At 74.1% G+C, this 15,376-nt stretch carries 15 protein-coding genes; 10 read left to right on the top strand and 5 right to left on the bottom strand.

Going from position 1 to position 15,376, the window contains the following annotated elements:
• Positions 1–39: 39 nt before the first annotated feature.
• Positions 40–1,809, bottom strand: coding sequence for an acetyl/propionyl/methylcrotonyl-CoA carboxylase subunit alpha (locus tag FGI33_RS08385; RefSeq protein WP_119434095.1), 1,770 nt, complete (start codon positions 1,807–1,809; stop codon positions 40–42).
• A gap of 122 nt (positions 1,810–1,931) precedes the next feature.
• Between FGI33_RS08385 and FGI33_RS08380 the strand changes: the two genes are divergently transcribed.
• Positions 1,932–2,459: a hypothetical protein gene (locus FGI33_RS08380; RefSeq protein ID WP_119434094.1), complete on the top strand. Its 528-nt coding sequence runs from the start codon at positions 1,932–1,934 to the stop codon at positions 2,457–2,459.
• A 22-nt stretch (positions 2,460–2,481) separates the two neighbouring features.
• Here the strand turns inward: FGI33_RS08380 and FGI33_RS08375 are convergent, their stop codons facing one another.
• Positions 2,482–3,153 carry a Maf family protein gene (locus FGI33_RS08375; RefSeq protein WP_119434093.1) on the bottom strand — a complete coding sequence of 224 codons (672 nt, stop codon included), beginning with the start codon at positions 3,151–3,153 and terminating at the stop codon, positions 2,482–2,484.
• Positions 3,154–3,326: 173 nt separating this feature from the next.
• Between FGI33_RS08375 and FGI33_RS08370 the strand changes: the two genes are divergently transcribed.
• The 4 genes from FGI33_RS08370 (at position 3,327) to FGI33_RS08355 (ending at position 7,732) form a co-directional block, all read left to right on the top strand.
• A complete protein-coding gene (locus FGI33_RS08370) occupies positions 3,327–4,574 on the top strand; it encodes a class I SAM-dependent RNA methyltransferase (RefSeq protein WP_119434092.1) in 1,248 nt (415 codons plus the stop codon).
• 98 nt (positions 4,575–4,672) lie between these two features.
• The gene (locus FGI33_RS08365) at positions 4,673–5,377 is read left to right on the top strand and encodes a response regulator transcription factor (protein WP_119401421.1); all 705 of its coding nucleotides are present in this window, start codon (positions 4,673–4,675) and stop codon (positions 5,375–5,377) included.
• Positions 5,367–6,713 carry a sensor histidine kinase gene (locus FGI33_RS08360; protein ID WP_119434091.1) on the top strand — a complete coding sequence of 449 codons (1,347 nt, stop codon included), beginning with the start codon at positions 5,367–5,369 and terminating at the stop codon, positions 6,711–6,713. The genes FGI33_RS08365 and FGI33_RS08360 overlap by 11 nt, the downstream gene beginning before the upstream one ends.
• Positions 6,710–7,732, top strand: coding sequence for a hypothetical protein (locus FGI33_RS08355; RefSeq protein WP_119434090.1), 1,023 nt, complete (start codon positions 6,710–6,712; stop codon positions 7,730–7,732). The genes FGI33_RS08360 and FGI33_RS08355 overlap by 4 nt, the downstream gene beginning before the upstream one ends.
• 287 nt (positions 7,733–8,019) lie before the next feature.
• Here the strand turns inward: FGI33_RS08355 and FGI33_RS08350 are convergent, their stop codons facing one another.
• Positions 8,020–8,253: an acyl-CoA carboxylase subunit epsilon gene (locus FGI33_RS08350; RefSeq protein WP_237581638.1), complete on the bottom strand. Its 234-nt coding sequence runs from the start codon at positions 8,251–8,253 to the stop codon at positions 8,020–8,022.
• A complete protein-coding gene (locus tag FGI33_RS08345; protein ID WP_119403136.1) occupies positions 8,250–9,887 on the bottom strand; it encodes an acyl-CoA carboxylase subunit beta in 1,638 nt (545 codons plus the stop codon). The genes FGI33_RS08350 and FGI33_RS08345 overlap by 4 nt, the downstream gene beginning before the upstream one ends.
• An 83-nt stretch (positions 9,888–9,970) precedes the next feature.
• Between FGI33_RS08345 and FGI33_RS08340 the strand changes: the two genes are divergently transcribed.
• A complete protein-coding gene (locus FGI33_RS08340; RefSeq protein WP_119434858.1) occupies positions 9,971–10,753 on the top strand; it encodes a biotin--[acetyl-CoA-carboxylase] ligase in 783 nt (260 codons plus the stop codon).
• A 3-nt stretch (positions 10,754–10,756) separates the two neighbouring features.
• A complete protein-coding gene (locus FGI33_RS08335) occupies positions 10,757–11,551 on the top strand; it encodes a PH domain-containing protein (protein ID WP_119434857.1) in 795 nt (264 codons plus the stop codon).
• 42 nt (positions 11,552–11,593) lie between these two features.
• Here the strand turns inward: FGI33_RS08335 and FGI33_RS08330 are convergent, their stop codons facing one another.
• Positions 11,594–12,097 (bottom strand): GtrA family protein, encoded by a 504-nt coding sequence (locus FGI33_RS08330; RefSeq protein WP_119434856.1) that lies wholly within the window; start codon positions 12,095–12,097, stop codon positions 11,594–11,596.
• 135 nt (positions 12,098–12,232) lie between these two features.
• Between FGI33_RS08330 and FGI33_RS08325 the strand changes: the two genes are divergently transcribed.
• The 3 genes from FGI33_RS08325 (at position 12,233) to FGI33_RS08315 (ending at position 15,369) form a co-directional block, all read left to right on the top strand.
• Positions 12,233–13,360 (top strand): 5-(carboxyamino)imidazole ribonucleotide synthase, encoded by a 1,128-nt coding sequence (locus FGI33_RS08325; protein WP_119457128.1) that lies wholly within the window; start codon positions 12,233–12,235, stop codon positions 13,358–13,360.
• A 138-nt stretch (positions 13,361–13,498) separates the two neighbouring features.
• Positions 13,499–14,023, top strand: a complete 525-nt coding sequence (gene purE / locus FGI33_RS08320) for a 5-(carboxyamino)imidazole ribonucleotide mutase (RefSeq protein ID WP_119434048.1) — start codon at positions 13,499–13,501, stop codon at positions 14,021–14,023.
• Entirely contained in the window at positions 14,020–15,369 is a 1,350-nt protein-coding gene (locus tag FGI33_RS08315) for an LCP family protein (protein ID WP_119434049.1), read from the top strand. The genes purE and FGI33_RS08315 overlap by 4 nt, the downstream gene beginning before the upstream one ends.
• Positions 15,370–15,376: the final 7 nt, after the last annotated feature.

Raw genomic sequence — 15,376 nt, 5'->3', positions numbered from 1 at the left:
CCCCGCGGGGACCGGCCGTCGTCGCGTGCGGCGTGCGGATCAGACGATGTCGAGCAGGCGGTGCCCCGACGGGACGGTCTGGCCGACCTCGGCGGAGATCCCGGAGACGGTGCCCGCGGTGTGCGCCGTGAGCGGCTGCTCCATCTTCATCGCCTCGAGGACGACGAGGAGGTCGCCCTTGACGACCTGCTGGCCCTCCTCCACCGCGAGCTTGACGACGGTGGCCTGCATGGGCGACGTGACGGATCCGCCGCCCGAGGTGTCGACGGATCCGGCCTGCTTGCGCCTCGCCGGGGCCGCGGCGGCGCGGCGGGTCGAGGACGCGCCCGCGGCGGGCGCGAGGTCCTCGGGGAGGCTCACCTCGATGCGCTTGCCGCCGACCTCGACCACGACCGTGTGCCGAGCGGGCGCCTCGGCGGCATCCTCCAAGGCGCCGGACCACGGCTCGATGGCGTTGTCGAACTCGGTCTCGATCCAGCGCGTGTAGACCGAGAAGGGCGCGCCGTCCGCCGGGGCGAAGGCCGCGTCGCGCACGATCGCGCGGTGGAAGGGGAGCACGGTGGGCAGGCCCTGCACCTCGAACTCGTCGAGGGCGCGGCGCGAGCGCTCGAGCGCGTCCTCGCGGCTGGATCCCGTGACGATGAGCTTCGCGAGCAGCGAGTCGAACGCGCCGGAGACGACGTCGCCCGCGCGGACGCCGGAGTCGACGCGGACGCCGGGGCCGCCGGGCGCCTGGAACACGTGCACGGGGCCGGGCGCCGGGAAGAAGCCGCGGCCCGGGTCCTCGCCGTTGATCCGGAACTCGAAGGAGTGGCCGCGCGGCGCCGGGTCGTCGTAGTCGATGAGGCCGCCCGCGGCGATGCGGAACTGCTCGCGCACGAGGTCGATGCCCGTGACCTCCTCGGAGACCGGGTGCTCGACCTGGAGGCGCGTGTTGACCTCGAGGAAGGAGATGGTGCCGTCCTGCGCGACGAGGAACTCGCACGTGCCGGCGCCGACGTAGCCGACCTCGCGGAGGATCGCCTTCGACGCCGCGTAGAGCTGGGCGTTCTGCTCGTCGGTGAGGAACGGCGCGGGCGCCTCCTCCACGAGCTTCTGGTGGCGGCGCTGCAGCGAGCAGTCGCGGGTGGAGATCACGACGACGTTGCCGGCGGAGTCGGCCAGGCACTGGGTCTCGACGTGGCGCGGGCGGTCGAGGTACTTCTCGACGAAGCACTCCCCGCGCCCGAACGCCGCGACGGCCTCGCGGGTGGCGGACTCGAACAGCTCCGGCACCTCCTCGCGGGTGCGGGCGACCTTGAGGCCGCGGCCGCCGCCGCCGAACGCCGCCTTGATGGCGACGGGCAGGCCGTGCACGTCGACGAACTCGAGCACCTCGTCGGCGCCGGAGACGGGGTTGAGCGTGCCGGGGGCGAGCGGCGCGCCCACGCGCTCGGCCACGTGGCGGGCCGTGGTCTTGTCGCCGAGCTGCTGGATGGCGCTCGGGGACGGGCCGATCCAGACGAGGCCCGCGTCGATGACCTGCTGGGCGAAGTCGGCGTTCTCGGCGAGGAAGCCGTAGCCCGGATGCACGGCGTCGGCGCCGGACCGGCGGGCGATGGAGAGGAGCTTGGCGATGACGAGGTACGTCTCCGCGCTCGTCTGCCCGTCGAGGGCGTAGGCCTCGTCGGCGAGCGTGACGTGCAGCGCGTCGCGGTCCTGGTCGGCGTAGACGGCGACCGACCCGATCCCCGCATCCCTCGCCGCCCGGATGATGCGGACGGCGATCTCGCCCCGGTTGGCGATGAGGACCTTGTTCACACGCGTCATGAGACCCCAGCCTAGGGTCTGGGCTGCGCGCGGCTTCGGAGGGTCCGCACAAACATGCGGAGTCGCCGGGTACGCGCGCCCACAACCGGCCGCTCCCGGGGCGTCCCTGGCATGATCGACGCATGACGGCACCCGGCACCGGCGACGACGACGCGCAGGCCGCCGCGGCCGACCTCCGGGAGCTCCTGCGGGCCACGGTCGACGAGCTGCGGGGACGCCGCGCGCCCGACGAGGCGCTCGCCGAGATCCGCGCCAAGCGCTCGTTCGGGCCGATCAAGCGCCAGCCGGCCATGGTGCCGGTGGGGCGCGCCTGGCGGCTCGGCGTGCTGCTGCTCTCGGCCGACGGATCCCTCCGCCGCACCGGCAGCATCACGCGCGCCGTGGAGCCCACGCGCTCCCAGGGCCTCGACTCCGGCGTGGAGGCACGCAAGGAGGCCAGGCGCCAGGCCGTCCGCGCCTTCGAGGAGGGGGACGCGGTCGACTACGATTGGGAGCCGATCGCGCTGGACGCCGCATCGCTCGCCGCGGGATCCGGCCCCCTGTCTCTGCGCGGCCGCGAGCTCCGCGTGCAGTGGGGGCCGAACGCGCACGAGACCCGGCCGCTCGCGGCCTACCTCGCGGACCGCATCGAGGTCCTCGGGATGGGCTGACGCCCTCGGGCGTCCGCGCCGCTCAGACGAGCCGCGCCTCGACGGCGCCCTGCCGGTTCCAGAGGTCCGTCCACTCGGTGCCCAGCTCGCGGACGAGCGAGCGGAGCGTGGGGAGCGACAGGCCGACGACCGTGCTCGGGTCGCCCTGGATCCGCTCGATGAACGCCGCGCCCAGGCTGTCGATGGTGAACGACCCGGCGACCAGGAGCGGCTCGCCCGTCGCGACGTAGGCGTCGATCTCGGCGTCGGTGATGTCGGCCCGGAAGCGCACGTCGGCGACGGCGGCGCGCCCGATGCCGCGGACGATGCGGCCGTCGGCCACCTCGATCAGCCAGTGCCCGGAGTGCAGCCGCCCCTCCCGGCCGCGCTGCGCGCGCCAGCGCTCGGTGGCGCGCTCGACCGTGTGCGGCTTGCCGTGCACGACGCCGTCGATCTCGAAGGCCGAGTCGCCGCCCAGCACGAGGCCCGTGAGCGGCGCGCCGGCGACGAGCTGCCCGACGACCGCCTCGGCCTTGGCCCGGGCGAGCAGCTGCACCATGTCCTCGGGGCCGAGCGGCCCCTGCCGCGCCTCCGCGGCCGCGACCGCGGCGGGCTCGTCGACGTCGGAGGGCAGCACGACGGGCTCGATGCCGGCGGAGCGCAGCAGGGCCAGGCGGGCGGGGGAGGTGGAGGCGAGGTGGAGGCGCGTGGTCACGCCGACATGGTGGCACGCCGCCGGCCGCCCGCGCGTCCCGGGGACGCCCCCGCGTGTGTCCGGGTTGCCGTCCGTCGTCGCTCGTGTGATCGTGCCGCCTCCGCGTGTGTCGGGGTTGCCGTCCGTCGTCGCTCGTGTGATCGTGCCGCCTCCGCGTGTGTCAGGGTTGCCGCATGGGTGAGCAGGTGGGCCGCGAGGTCGAGGTGGACGTGACCAACATGGCGCACGGGGGTGTCTCCGTGGCCCGGCACGACGGCCGGGTGATCTTCGTGTCGGACGCGATCCCCGGCGAGCGGGTGCGCGCGCGCATCACCGAGGACTCGAAGAAGTCGTTCTGGCGCGCCGACACGGTCGAGGTGCTCGACGCGTCGCCGCACCGCCGGCCGCACGTCTGGGCCGAGGCCTCCGTCGACCGCGCCCCCGAGGACCGCGTGGGCGGCGCCGAGCTCGGCCACATCCGCCTCGCCCACCAGCGCGAGCTGAAGCGGCAGGTCGTCGTCGACTCGCTGTCCCGCATGGCGCACGTCGAGCACGACGTCCAGGTGCAGGCGCTCCCCGGCGACGACGAGTCCGACGGGCTGGGCTGGCGCACGCGCGTCAGCCTGCACGTGGGCGACGACGGCGTGGTCGGCCCGTACGCCTCGCGCTCGCACCGCGTGATCCCCGTTCGGTCTCTGCCGCTCGCCACCGCGGGAGTCAACGGCGCCGCGCCCTTCGGCCAGCGCTTCCCCGGCGTCGAGGGGATCGACCTCGTCGCCCCCGCCGACGGCCACGTCCGCATGCTCCTCATCGACGGCAAGCCGCAGCGCCGCGACACCATCACCGAGCGCGTCCGCGACCGCGAGTTCAAGCTGGAGGCCGGCGGCTTCTGGCAGGTGCACCGGCGTGCGGCCGAGACGCTCTACGACGCCGTGCAGTCCTCCATCGACGAGGCGCTCTTCGACCCGCGCGCCGCGAACCTCGACCTCTACGGGGGAGTGGGGCTGCTGGCCGCCGCCGTGGGCGACCGCTTCGGCGACACCACGCGCATCACGAGCGTGGAGAGCGACGAGGTCGCCACCGAGTTCGCGGGCGACAACCTCGCGGAGTGGGTCGGCGCCGCCTCCCTCACGTCGCGCGTCGACCGCTACCTGCAGAAGCTGGCGCGCGAGGCGAGCCCCGCGGAGCGCCGCCGCCTCCAGGGCGCGACCGTCGTCCTCGACCCGCCGCGCGCGGGCGCGAAGAAGCCCGTCGTCGACGCGCTGGCGGAGCTGCATCCGGCGCAGGTCGTCTACGTCGCCTGCGACCCGGTCGCGCTGGCCCGGGACGTGGCGCTGTTCGCCGAGCGCGGCTACGAGCTGCGCTCCGTGCGGTCGTTCGACCTCTTCCCGCACACCCACCACGTCGAGAGCGTGGCCGTGCTGGTGCCCGCCGCCTCCTGACCGGGGCATCCGCCGCCGAGGGGGCGCGGCCGGTGGGCGTTACAGTGGGCGAGGGGACCGTCGGTGATCGACGGCGGCACGCGACGAGGGGGATCCGGATGACCGAGACCACGCAGGGATCCGACCAGGCGGTCGAGGACCGCCCGCACGTCCGGGTCGCGGTCGTCGACGACCACGAGTCGGTGCGCCTCGGCCTCAAGGCCGCGTGCCTCGACGCCGGGTACGAGTTCATCCTGGCCGCCGCGAACGCCCGCGAGCTCGTCGAGGGCCTGGTGGGCCGGGAGTGCGACGTGGTCGTGCTCGACCTGTCGCTGGGGGACGGGTCCTCCGTCACCGACAACGTCAAGGCCGCGCAGGGCACGGGGGCCGCGGTCCTCGTCCACAGCATCGCCGACCGCGTCGCGAGCGTCCGCGAGGCGCTCGCCGCCGGAGCAGCCGGCGTGATCCCCAAGTCGTCGGCCACGCAGACCGTCATGGCGGCCGTCGCCACCGTCGCCCGCGGCGACGTGCTCAACAACCTGGAGTGGGCGACCGCGATCGACGCCGACCGCGACTTCGCGAAGGCCCAGCTCGGCCGGCGCGAGCGCGACGTGCTCCACCTCTACGCGTCCGGCCTGCCGCTCAAGCTCGTCGCGCAGCAGCTGGGCATCGCGAACAGCACGGCGCGCGAGTACCTCGACCGGATCCGCGTCAAGTACGTCGAGGTCGGCCGCCCCGCGCCCACCAAGGTCGACCTGCTCCGCCGCGCCGTGGAGGACGGCATCCTCCCGGGACTGGACCAGGACGGCGGCGATGCCCGCTAGGCCCACGGCCAGCGCGCCGCCCTCCGCGGCTCCCGTGACGCGCGCCCTCGCCGGCGCGCCGCCGCGCACCCCCGACAACCCCATCAGCCTCGCCCGCATCGAGACGATCCTCGGCCGCGGCGCCGGCGCCTTCGGGCTCCTCTTCGCCCTGCAGTCGCTGCAGGTCGTCACCGCCCAGCTGGACACCATGCGCCCGGCCTGGAGCATCGGCTTCCTGGCCGTGTTCTTCGGCGGCCTCGTCTGGACTTGCGTCGCCGGCGTGATCCGCCGCGGCGTCGTGCCCGCGCACGCGACCGTCGCGCTGGTCTTCGTCCTGGCGCTCGCCACGTGGCCGTTCGCCATCGAGCCCGCGACCCGCGCGACCGTGCCGCAGCCGTTCCTCTACCAGGAGCTCACGGTCGCGACGACGTGCGCCGCCATGGCCTTCCGCCTCTGGATCGCCGTGATCTACACGGTCGCGGTCCCGCTCACGCTGGGCGCCCTCGAGGTGGTGGTCCGCCACGGCGTGATCACCCCGCTCGACTCCTTCCTGCAGGTGCTCTACTCGATCATCCTCGGGGGATCCGTCCTGATGATCGTCACGGTGCTCCGCCAGGCGGCGCTCGGCGTCGACTGGGCACAGGGCACGGCGCTCACGCGCTACTCGCACGCGGTGCGGCAGCACGCCACGGAGGTGGAGCGGGTGCAGGTCGACGCGATCGTGCACGACAGCGTCCTCACCACGCTGCTCTCGGCGGCCCGCACCGCGGATCCGGCCGCCCGCGCGCTCGCCGCCACCATGGCCGCCAACGCGATGGGGCACCTCGCCGCGGCGGAGCAGGGCACGGACGACGACGCGTCGGTGCCCCTGCGCGCCGTCGCGAAGCGCATCGTCGACGCCGCGTCCGCGCTCTCCGCGCCGTTCGTGCTCGAGACGCGCGACCTCGGCACGCGCACGGTGCCCGTGGCCACCGCAGAGGCCATCTACTCCGCGGCGGTCCAGGCGATGATGAACAGCCTCCAGCACGCCGGCACCTCGGCCGAGGCCATCACCCGCATGCTCGTCATCTCCGGCCATGGCGACGAGGGCGTCGCCATCGACGTCGTCGACGACGGCGCCGGCTTCGACCAACGGCGCATCCCCACCGAGCGCCTCGGGCTCCGCGTGTCCATCAAGGAACGCGTGGCGCAGGCCGGCGGCCTCGTCACCATCGATTCCGCGCCGGGCGAGGGCACGGCCGTGCGGATCCGCTGGCCCGCCCCGGAGGACGCCCCGGCACCCGCAGCGCCCCCGCTGCCCGGGGACCTCGACGCGCCGGCGCCCGAGCGTCCCGACCGCGAGAGGGGCGACCGGTGATCGTCGTCCCGCGGTCGATCGTCCTCGGCCTCGCCGCCCTGTTCTCGGCGTACCACATGGTGCTCGCGCTCGTGGCGATCGCGGCCCCGGCGGATCCGGCCGTGACGCTCCTCGCCGTCGCGCTCTACCTCGCGGCCACGCTGATGAGCCTGTGGCCGACGAGCCCCACGGTCATGCCGATCTGGCTGGCGGCGTTCAACCTGGCCGTCGCCACGGTCGTGCCGGTCCTGGTCACGAGCCAGCTCTCGGCCGCGTCCGTCCCGCCGTTCTCCACCTGGCACATCGCGGCCGTGGGCACCCTCATGACGATCACGTCCGCACGCCGGCGGCAGGGCTTCGCGTGGGCGGGCGTCGTGATCCTCGCGGTCCAGACCGTGCTGTGGGCGGGACCGGCCGGGCTCGTCGACTTCGGCGTCACGGGCAGCGCGCTGTGGGTCGCCGTCTCGCACGTCCTCGCGCACGCGCTCGCCAAGGCCGCGCGCGACGCCCGCCAGTTCCACCGCGCCGAGCGGGAGGCCGCCGACTGGCAGGCCGCCCAGGAGGCGCACCTCTACGAGCGCCAGTTCCGGCTCCGCCAGACGAGCCGGATGGCGGTCCCGATGCTGCGACGCATCGTGGAGACGGGCGGCGACCTCTCCCCGGAGGAGCGGCAGGAGTGCCTCTACCTCGAGGGGGCGATCCGCGACGAGATCCGCGGGCGCACGCTCCTCAACGACGCGGTCCGCGAGCAGGTCATGCTCGCCCGGCGCCGCGGGACGGTGGTCACGCTCCTCGACGAGGGCGGCATCGACGACCTCGACGACGCTACGCGCGACGTGGTGCTCGACCGGCTGGCCGAAGCCGTGCGGGACACGCGGGCGGACAAGATCATCGCCCGCACGGTGCCCGAGGGGTCCGACACGGCGATCACCGTCGTCGGCCTCAGCGTGGCGGGCGACGGCAGCGCGAGCCTGCTGGGCAGCGACGACCTGGACGACGAGGTCGACCTGTGGCTGGAGATCCCGCGCCCGCGCACCTGAGCGGTCCGGAGGCTGACGGCACGGGCGGGCGGTGGTGCTGAGAGGCGCGGGGGCCGGTGCCTGCACCGTCCGCCCCCGCGCCTCTCCGGTCATCCCGATGACCCGAGCATCGGGATGATCCGCCCCCCGGCGTCGTCTGCTCACCACAGATGGACGACGCCGTGTTGACTGACCCGCGATGCGGGCCCCCCAGCACGACGAGTCTCACGCAGCGGGAGGGACCGGCCAAGTCGTCATTTGCGAGGACACGGCCCCGGGTGGACGCTCCCGTGCGGCCTCGCGGGGCGTCAGCCCGAGAAGCCGCGCCAGCGACCGTGACCCGGCACCAGGGTGCCGCGGACGCCGCGCTGCGAGCGCTGCCACGCGTCGGGAGCGCGGCGCACGGGCTGCTCGGCGGCAGGCTCTGCGGCCAGCGCGGCGATGACCGCCGTCGCCGCGGCGAGCTCCTCCTCGGTGGGGGAGCCGCCGAGGACGCGGAAGCCGCCGAGCGCGGCGTCCGCCGATCCGCGGTCGTCGCTCACAGCGGGATGTTCCCGTGCTTCTTGGGCGGCAGGCTCGCGCGCTTCGTGCGCAGCGCCCGCAGCGCCTTGACGACCGACGCGCGCGTGGCGGCCGGCTGGATGACGTTGTCGAGCTCCCCGCGCTCCGCTGCGAGGAACGGGCTCGCGACGTTGTACGTGTACTCGTTCGCGAGCCGGGTGCGGACCGCCGCCACGTCCTCGCCGGCCTGCTCCGCGCCCTTGATCTCGCCGCGGTAGAGGATGTTCACGGCGCCCTGCCCGCCCATCACCGCGATCTCGGCCGTCGGCCACGCGAGGTTGATGTCGGCGCCCAGCTGCTTGGATCCCATGACGATGTAGGCGCCGCCGTACGCCTTCCGCGTGATGACCGTCACGAGCGGCACGGTCGCCTCCGCGTACGCGTACAGCAGCTTCGCGCCGCGGCGGATGACGCCCGTCCACTCCTGCTCGGTGCCGGGCAGGTACCCCGGCACGTCGACGAGCGTCAGGATCGGGATGGAGAACGCGTCGCAGAACCGCACGAAGCGGCTGGCCTTCTCGCCCGCCTCGATGTTGAGCGTGCCGGCCATCGCGTTCGGCTGGTTGGCGACGATGCCGACGGAGCGGCCCTCGACGCGCGCGAACCCGACGATGATGTTCGGGGCGAACAGCGGCTGCGTCTCGAGGAACTCCCCGTCGTCGACGACGAGCTCGATGATCGTCTTCATGTCGTACGGCTGGTTCGGGCTGTCCGGGATGATCGTGTCGAGCTCGAGGTCGCGCGCCGTCATCTCGAGGTCCACCGTGCGCGGGAACTCCGGCAGCTCGGCCAGGTTGTTGTCCGGCAGGAAGCCGAGGAGCGTGCGCGCGTAGTCGAGCGCGTCGTCCTCGTCGCTCGCGAGGTAGTGCGCGACGCCCGAGACCTTGTTGTGGGTGAGCGCGCCGCCCAGCTCCTCGAAGCCGACCTCCTCGCCCGTGACGGTCTTGATGACGTCGGGGCCGGTGACGAACATGTGGCTGGTCTTGTCGACCATGATCACGAAGTCGGTGAGCGCGGGGGAGTAGACGGCGCCGCCCGCGGCCGGGCCCATGATGAGCGAGATCTGCGGGATCACGCCCGACGCGCGCGTGTTGAGGCGGAAGATCTCGCCGTACTTGCCGAGCGCGACCACGCCCTCCTGGATGCGGGCGCCGCCCGAGTCGAGGATGCCGATGATGGGCACGCCCGTCTTGATGGCGAGCTCCATGACCTTGATGATCTTCTCGCCCGCGACCTCGCCGAGGGATCCGCCGAAGATCGTGAAGTCCTGCGAGTACACGGCGACCTGGCGCCCGTTGATGGTGCCCGTGCCCGTGACGACCGAGTCGCCGTAGGGCCGCTTGGCGTCCATGCCGAACGCGTGCGTGCGGTGGCGGACGAACTCGTCGAGCTCGACGAACGACCCGTGGTCGAGCAGCTGGTCGATGCGCTCGCGGGCGGTCATCTTGCCGCGCGCGTGCTGCTTCTCGATGGCGGCCTCGCCGCTCGCGGTGACGGCCTCGTGGTAGCGCCGCTTCAGGTCGGCGAGCTTGCCTGCGGTCGTGTACATGTCCGGGGCGCCGGCGTCCTCGTCTGGCTCGTGTGCAGTCACCCGCCTCACTGTACCGGCGGGCATGGGCCCGGCCCTTGTAGACCACGCACAGAACACGGCGCATCCGGGGTGCGGTGTCCTCCTGATCCGCTCGGTACGGTGACGTCATGGACCTCCCGCTCAGCCGCCTCGCCGCCCCGCGCCTCGTCGCCCTCGACTCCGCGGGATCCACGAACGACGAGCTCTCCCGTCGGTCGTCGGCGGATCCGGCCGGGTGGCCCGACGGATCCGTCGTGCTCACGCTCGACCAGACGGCCGGGCGCGGCCGCCGCGGCCGCGTCTGGGTGGCGCCGCCCGGGCGCACCCTCGCGGTCAGCGTGCTCTGCGTCCCGGGGCGCGCGGACCTCGATCCCGGTTGGCTGCCGCTCGTCGCCGGGCTCGCGCTCGTCGCGACCCTGCGCGACGTCGTGCCGGAGCCTGCCGAGGTCACGCTCAAGTGGCCGAACGACGTGCACGTGGACGGGCGGAAGGTCTCCGGGATCCTCGGTGAGCTCATCGCGCCCGGGCGCATGCTCGTCGGCACGGGCCTCAACCTCACGCTGGAGGAGGCCGAGCTGCCGACGCCGACCTCCACGTCCCTGCGCCTGGCGGGCGTGCCGGATCCGGACGTGGACGCGATCCTGGCCGCCTACCTCGCGGCGTTCCGCGCCCGCTACCTGGCCTGGACGGCCGCCGACGGCGACGCGCGCGCCGCGGGGCTCGTCGACGAGCTGACCCGCACGTGCGCCACCATCGGCCGCGACGTCCGCGTCGAGCTGCCGGGCGGCGGCGAGCTCCGCGGGCGCGCGACCGGGGTCGACGACGACGGGCGGCTCACCGTCGAGTCCGCCGGGGATCCGGCCGTGACGTCTGTCGCCGCCGGGGACGTGACGCATCTGCGGTATCAATGAGGCATGGCGCACACGGGTGACACGCAGCGGTACGCACCCGGAGAGGGCGGGCGGGCGCTCCCCGTCCGCGGCGGACGCCGGGCCCGCCGCAGGGCCGAGAAGGAGGAGCGCCGCCGCGTCGCCGAGGACGAAGCCGGTCGCCTGACCTCGTCGCACGACGTGGATCCGCGCCTCGGTCGCCCCGCGGCCCCGCCCGCGGCCCCGCCGCAGCAGATGGTCGCCGCCGACCCCGAGCGCGTCCTCGTCCGCCTCCGCCCGCACGGCCGGGCGTTGACCCTGCCGGTGCTGCTGCTCCTCGCGATCTGCCTCACGGGCGGGTACTTCGGCGCCTGGTTCCCGGAGCCGTGGGAGAACGCGCTGCTGCTGGTGTCGCTCGCCGGCGTCGCGGTCTTCGTCACCCTGCTGCCCGTGCTGGTCTGGCTCAACCGCCGCTACACGGTGACGACCCGGCGCCTCATCGTCTCGCACGGCTTCTTCGTGCGCACCCGGCAGGAGCTCCTGCACTCGCGCGGGTACGACGTGACCCTCCGCCGCGGCCCGCTGCAGCACCTGCACCGCAGCGGCCACGTCACCATCAACGCCGGCCTCGAGTCGCCCGTCGTGCTCCGGGACGTGCCGTCCGCGGTGCTCGTCGTCCAGGCGCTGCAGGACCTCATGGAGGAGAACGCGAACATGGTGGCCGAGCGCCGCCGGCAGGAGGAGTCGCGCCGGGGGCGGCCCGGCGATCCGGCCTGGCGGCAGCAGGACGAGCCCCGGGCCGTGTGGCCGGACGACACGCAGCCCTGGCAGCGCGGCTGACCGGGTCCGTCCCGCCGAGCGACCCCGTGCAGCCGGACGCCTCTAGGGGACGGTGACCCGGTCGGCGCCCTCGTTCTGCGCGGGCGCCTGCGGTGCCGCGTGGCGGCGGGCGGGGGAGTAGACCCACTGGCGGTAGAGCACGAAGCGCACCGCGGATCCGAGCCCCAGGCCGATGACGTTGGCGGAGACGTTGTCGGCCAGCGGCGACGTGAGGCCCAGCGCGTAGTGCGAGACGTAGAGGCACGCGAGCCCGATGACCATGCCGACGAGGCTCACCGCGAGGAACTCGAGCGCCTCCCGGCCGCGGCGCGTGGTGCGCTGCTTGCCGAAGGTCCAGTAGCGGTTGCCCACCCAGTTGACGGCGATGGCGACGACGGTGGACGCGACCTTGGCGAGCAACGGGCCGGCCTCGACGGCGTCGGGGTGGAGGACCGTCGCGCGCAGCAGGTTGAAGACCGCGAGGTCGACCAGGAAGCCCAGGCCGCCGACGAGCCCGAACTGCGCGATCTGCACGCCGAGCGAGGCGAGGGAGCGACGGGGGGACATGGGCGGGGTCCGTCCTGGATGGGGGAGGATGGCGGGTGGCGTGCCGCACGATGATATCGGCTGGTCCCGCCCACCGACCGTCCCGAGGCCGCCCGCAGGCGCCCACGGGCCCACCACCTGCAGGAGGAGGACACCATGACGCCCACCGTCGGAGTCGTCGGAGGCGGCCAGCTCGCCCGGATGATGATCGCGCCCGCCGTGGAGCTCGGCATCGGGATCCGCGTGCTCGCCGAGGCCGACGGCATGTCCGCGGGGCTGGCCGCCACCGCGGTCGGGGACTACCGCGACCTGGACGCGGTCCGCGCCTTCGCGCGCGACGTGGACGTGATCACGTTCGACCACGAGCACGTGCCGCAGCACGTCCTGCGCGCGCTCGTCGCCGAGGGCGTCACCGTGCACCCGGGACCGGACGCCCTGCTCGTCGCCCAGGACAAGCTCCTCATGCGCGAGCGGCTCGAGCAGCTGGGCGTCCCGGTGCCCGTGTGGGCGCGCGTCGCCGACCGGGACGCGCTCGCCGCCTTCCTCGCCGACAACGGCGGCGTCGCCGTCGTGAAGACGCCGCGCGGCGGCTACGACGGCAAGGGCGTGCGGGTCGTGCGCTCCGCCGACGAGGCCGACGACTGGTTCGCCGCGCTCGGCGCCGGGGACGCGCTGCTGGCCGAGGAGCTGGTGGACTACGCGCGGGAGCTCGCGCAGTCCGTCGCCCGCCGGCCCTCGGGCGACATCGCGGCGTGGCCCGTCGTCGAGTCGATCCAGCGGGACGGCGTGTGCGCGGAGGTCATCGCGCCCGCGCACGGCGCGAGCGTCCGCCTGCGTGAGGCCGCGGAGGAGATGGCGCGCGGGATCGCCGAGGGGCTCGGGGTCACCGGCGTGCTCGCGGTCGAGCTGTTCGAGACCGTCGACGGGCGCCTGCTCGTCAACGAGCTGGCCATGCGCCCGCACAACACGGGCCACTGGTCGATGGACGGCGCGGTCACCGGCCAGTTCGAGCAGCACCTGCGCGCGGTGCTCGACCTGCCGCTCGGATCCACCCGGCCGCTCGCGCCGTGGTCCGTCATGATCAACGTCCTCGGCGGGCCGGAGTCCGGCACCGTCGCCGACCGCTACCCGCAGGCGCTCGCCGACCAGCCGGAGGCGCGCTTCCACTTCTACGGCAAGGAGCCGCGGCCCGGCCGCAAGGTCGGGCACGTCACGGTCGTGGGCGACGAGCTCGACGAGACCGCCTACCGGGCGCGCGCGGCCGCGGCGTTCTTCCGGGGCTGACCGGCGATCCGGCGGACGGCCGCGCGGTCTCCTCCGCGGGGGCGCCCGCCGGATCCCGCGGGGGCGCGGCCGCCCGACGCGGATCGGCCGGGCTCGGGCTGCGTGGCGCGGGCGGGCGGCGGGTATCCGGCACCTAGCATGGAGCCCGTGAATCCCGACACCCCTGCACTCGTCGGCCTCGTCATGGGCTCCGACTCCGACTGGAACGTGATGGAGAAGGCGTCCCTCGCGCTCGACGCCCTCGGCATCGCCCACGAGGTCGAGGTGCTGTCCGCGCACCGCACGCCCGAGCGCATGATCGCGTACGGGCAGACCGCGCGCGAGCGGGGGATCCGCGTCATCGTCGCCGGCGCCGGCGGAGCCGCGCACCTCCCCGGCATGATCGCCTCCGTCACGACCCTGCCCGTCATCGGCGTGCCCGTGCCCCTCGCGACCCTCGACGGCATGGACTCCCTGCTGTCGATCGTGCAGATGCCCGCGGGCGTGCCCGTGGCCACCGTCTCCATCGGCGGCGCGGAGAACGCGGGGCTCCTCGCCGCGCGCATCCTCTCCACCTCCGACGACCGCATCGCGGGCGCCCTCGCCCGCCACCGCGCCGAGCTCGCCGAGCTCGTGGAGCGGAAGAACGCCGCGCTGCAGCAGAAGGTCTCGTCGCGCGCGTGAGCCTGACCCAGCCCATCCGGCACCCGGACAGCCGGTCGCCGCGCATCATGACCACCCGGGCCTGGTGGCTCGTGGTGCTGAACGTCCTCATCCCCGGATCCGCCCAGGTCCTCGCCGGGAACCGCCGCCTCGGCCGCGTCGGCCTCGCCTCCACGCTCGCGGTGTGGGCGCTCGTCATCGTCGTCGGCGGGTTCGCGCTCTTCGCCCGCGGCGCGCTCATCCAGATCGTGTCCCAGGAGTGGCTGCTCGTCGTCGCGCAGGCGCTGCTCGCGGCCTACGCCGTCCTGTGGGTCGTGCTCGCGCTCGACACGCTGCGCCTCGCGCGCATCATCCGCGTCGCGCCCCGGGCCCGGCCGATCATCGCGGCGCTGTCGGTGCTGCTCATGGTCGGCACCGCCGGATCCGCGGGCTACGCCGCCTACCTCGTCGGCGTCGGCCGCGGCGCCCTCGGCGGGATCTTCGGCGACTACGCCACCGAGGCGCCCGTCGACGGCCGGTACAACATCATGCTGCTCGGCGGCGACGCGGGCAGCGACCGGGCCGGCCTCCGCCCCGACAGCATCACCGTGGTCAGCGTCGACGCCGACACCGGGCGCGCCACCATGGTGGGCCTGCCGCGCGACATGGAGAAGGTGCCGTTCTCCGACGGCTCGCCCCTGAAGGCGCGCTACCCGAACGGCTACCAGCGCTGCGACGTCGACGCCTGCATGCTCAACTCCATCTACACGGAGGTCGAGGTCTACAAGCAGGACCTCTACCCCGACGCGAAGGAGAAGGGGAGCCTGCCCGGCATCGAGGCGATGCGCGAGGCGGTCGAGGGGGTCACGGGCCTCACGATCCAGTACTACGCGCTCATCGACATGCAGGGCTTCGCCGACATGGTGGACGCGCTCGGCGGCATCGACATCGACGTGAAGCGCCGCATCGGCATGGGCTCGGGCCACGACGAGCAGTTCCGACCGGTGCCCATCCCCGAGTGGATCGAGCCCGGCGAGCAGAAGCTCGACGGCTACCACGCGCTCTGGTACGCGCGCTCCCGCTACCAGGCCACCGACTACGACCGGATGTCGCGCCAGCGCGAGGTGCAGCAGGCGGTGCTGGAGCAGTTCGACCCGGCGAACGTGCTCACCAAGTTCGACGCGATCGCCCAGGCCGGCCAGCAGGTCGTGAAGACCGACATCCCGCGCGGCATGCTCGGCTACTTCACGCAGCTGGCGCTGAAGACGAAGGACCAGCCCATCGACGACCTCGAGATCGTGCCGCCGCGGTTCGACTCGCAGAAGCCCGACTTCCCGGCCGTCCGCCAGGCGATCCAGGACCAGTTCGCGAACGGCTCGGCGGGCTGATCCGCGA

The organism is Clavibacter phaseoli (genome assembly GCF_021922925.1).
GTDB classification, from domain to species: domain Bacteria; phylum Actinomycetota; class Actinomycetes; order Actinomycetales; family Microbacteriaceae; genus Clavibacter; species Clavibacter phaseoli.
Note: the sequence above shows the minus strand (reverse complement) of the source record. Positions and strands in the feature narration are given on the sequence as shown.

Coding starts and splice junctions, on each gene's coding strand:
- FGI33_RS08385 (WP_119434095.1), bottom strand. CDS start 1,809: ATGACGCGTGTGAACAAGGTCCTCATCGCCAACCGGGGCGAGATCGCC.
- FGI33_RS08380 (WP_119434094.1), top strand. CDS start 1,932: ATGACGGCACCCGGCACCGGCGACGACGACGCGCAGGCCGCCGCGGCC.
- FGI33_RS08370 (WP_119434092.1), top strand. CDS start 3,327: ATGGGTGAGCAGGTGGGCCGCGAGGTCGAGGTGGACGTGACCAACATG.
- FGI33_RS08365 (WP_119401421.1), top strand. CDS start 4,673: ATGACCGAGACCACGCAGGGATCCGACCAGGCGGTCGAGGACCGCCCG.
- FGI33_RS08360 (WP_119434091.1), top strand. CDS start 5,367: ATGCCCGCTAGGCCCACGGCCAGCGCGCCGCCCTCCGCGGCTCCCGTG.
- FGI33_RS08345 (WP_119403136.1), bottom strand. CDS start 9,887: ATGCCCGCCGGTACAGTGAGGCGGGTGACTGCACACGAGCCAGACGAG.
- FGI33_RS08340 (WP_119434858.1), top strand. CDS start 9,971: ATGGACCTCCCGCTCAGCCGCCTCGCCGCCCCGCGCCTCGTCGCCCTC.
- FGI33_RS08335 (WP_119434857.1), top strand. CDS start 10,757: ATGGCGCACACGGGTGACACGCAGCGGTACGCACCCGGAGAGGGCGGG.
- FGI33_RS08330 (WP_119434856.1), bottom strand. CDS start 12,097: ATGTCCCCCCGTCGCTCCCTCGCCTCGCTCGGCGTGCAGATCGCGCAG.
- FGI33_RS08325 (WP_119457128.1), top strand. CDS start 12,233: ATGACGCCCACCGTCGGAGTCGTCGGAGGCGGCCAGCTCGCCCGGATG.
- purE (WP_119434048.1), top strand. CDS start 13,499: ATGGAGCCCGTGAATCCCGACACCCCTGCACTCGTCGGCCTCGTCATG.